This is a genomic window from Alteromonas sp. ALT199 (assembly GCF_018619335.1).
Lineage (GTDB): Bacteria > Pseudomonadota > Gammaproteobacteria > Enterobacterales > Alteromonadaceae > Alteromonas.
Map to the genome: position 1 here is coordinate 1 of NZ_JAHHDX010000075.1, position 2190 is coordinate 2190.

The window sequence follows — 2190 nt, forward strand, 5'->3', positions numbered from 1 at the left end:
AGCGCCTTAAAGGCGCTTTTTTTATACCTAATGATATTTTATAAATGAAAACCAGCTTTAAATTTGAACATTTTTGATATCACAGTATGTCTGAACATTTTTTATAGAAGTTTCGATACTAGATATACAAGCTACAGGTGCACGTCTAAGTAACGCTACTCTTCTTCGTTTTTTGCAGGGGGAAGAACGTAGAATACACCTTCAAATTCCGCTACAGGAGTGTCGCCATCCAAAATTGCTACACTTAATTCAAAACGTGCTTTGTTATCATTTTCCAGTGGTTTAAATTTACCAGACAAGGTCTCAATATTGCAGATTGCCCTCGGCTTCATAGTAATGGGTTTATGGTAGTGAATATCACCATCACCTAGCACAATATCACCGTCTAATCCGCGCTCTTTAAGCTGTAGGTAAATCATTCCCCAGCCTGTTAACGTGGCCAAAGAGAAAATACTTCCCGCGAACATAGTGCCGTGAATATTGATGTTTTTGTTCAATGAAGCGCGAGTTTCGAGCGTGCGTCCAGTGTACTGGTATAGCTTAATACCCATGTGCTCGGTAATGGGAATAGTCTCAGACCATGTTTCTTGTAGTGATTTACACCACTTGGGATGTAGCACTAAAGTGTTATTTTCAGTGAACTTTTTCACCATTTGCTGACGTTTTAGCATACCTAATTCGTTAGGAGCTTCACGTTCAATCTTAAAACCACACGAGCTAAAAAAGTCGATAGATATTTCTCGGCTGTTGGTTACCGCTCGTTCTGCGCCTAAGTCTTTTGCAACGTTTTCGAGCGCAGCCATGATCATTTGACCTAACCCTTTACGATGGTGATCAGGATGTACTGCGATATGACGAATTTGCGCTTCTTCAGCAGTATTCAAATGCACGCGACCGCAAGCCACGATTTCGCCATTTCGATTAGTGATAATGCGATGCTCTGCGACTTGTTCATACTCGTCTTTTTCAGAGCCAGGGGGAAAATTCCATGGCTGGCGTAAGTGCTCCCATCGAAAATGAAAATAGGCTTCAAACTCGGCGTCGCTTTTTGGCGTGACTACCTTGTACACAATAAACCGGCCTTCTTAAATGAATGAACGAGTATTTAAACGTAAGAATACATGAGGCACAAGCTTAATTATGTAAGCAAGTCTAAGAGGCCGATTAAGCTAGTCAGAACCCTTTATTTCGCGCACCCTAACGCTTACTTTTACTTAAGCAGTAATAAGAGCTATTTTGTTCTAGCTCGATTAAGGCATGGTGAACTTAGCTGTAATACAGTTGAGTAAAGCTAGCTAAAGCTTCTTAAACACTGAATTGAAAGGTAACAGGTCCATCGTTGATAAGACCAACTTGCATGTCAGCGCCAAACTCGCCAGTGGCCACTTTCATGCCTTTATTTTTGAGGGATTGAACAAATTTTTCGTAAATAGCTTTGCCATGTTCAGGCGATGCACCGCGAGAAAAGCCTGGACGATTACCCTTCTGCGTATCGGCCACTAGGGTGAATTGCGACACTACTAATATTTCGCCACCCACTTGGTCTATATTTAAGTTCATTTTTCCGTCTTCGTCGCTAAACATACGATAGCGACATAACTTACTAGTGAGCTTTTCAATTTCAGCTTCACCATCTTCTTTTTCAACGCCTAACAGCACTAACATTCCTTTATTAATTTCACCAATCACTTCACCCGCTACGGTAACGTTAGCTTCTGAGACTCGTTGAATAAGCCCTATCATTTAGATGACTCCTGAATAAACCGTGACATATCGCGAGTAGCGCGGCAAAGGGCATAGCCTATGCTTGGCTCTGAGGTGCTATGACCCGCGTCCGGAACAATTTGCAACTGGCTTTGGGCCCATGCTTTGTGAAGCGTTTCAGCTGCTTCTGTCTTACAAATCATATCGTATCGACCGTGAATAATTGTGCCAGGAATATGACTTATTTTACAAATGTTGTTAAGGATATAGTTTTCATCTAAAAAACACTGGTTGGAAAGGAAGTGACATTCTAGTGTCGCTAAACAAGTGACTAGGTGCATGGGGTAATGGGTTGTTGAGTCTCCCACTCCTGGCGGTAAAGTAATACGGGAAAGGCGCTCTTCCCATTGATACCATCTTTTTAATGCAGCATGGCGTAATACATCGTTACTCGAACGTACCATAGCACTGTAGAAATCACACACA

At 41.9% G+C, this 2190-nt stretch carries 2 protein-coding genes and 1 pseudogene; all 3 read right to left on the reverse strand.

Features of this window, described 5'->3' with window-relative positions; translation table 11 throughout:
- Positions 1–155: 155 nt before the first annotated feature.
- Complete coding sequence (locus KL866_RS07345) at positions 156–1070, reverse strand: bifunctional GNAT family N-acetyltransferase/hotdog fold thioesterase (RefSeq protein WP_214994359.1); 915 nt, start codon at positions 1068–1070, stop codon at positions 156–158.
- A 235-nt stretch (positions 1071–1305) separates the two neighbouring features.
- Positions 1306–1743 (reverse strand): D-aminoacyl-tRNA deacylase, encoded by a 438-nt coding sequence (gene dtd, locus KL866_RS07350; protein WP_025257567.1) that lies wholly within the window; start codon positions 1741–1743, stop codon positions 1306–1308.
- Positions 1740–2190, reverse strand: a pseudogene (locus tag KL866_RS07355) (prolyl aminopeptidase); the annotation flags it as partial. The pseudogene KL866_RS07355 and the gene dtd, both read right to left, overlap by 4 nt.

Bases quoted from the DNA above. Each gene is read 5' to 3' on its own strand.
- dtd (WP_025257567.1), bottom strand. From the start codon at position 1,743: ATGATAGGGCTTATTCAACGAGTCTCAGAAGCTAACGTTACCGTAGCG.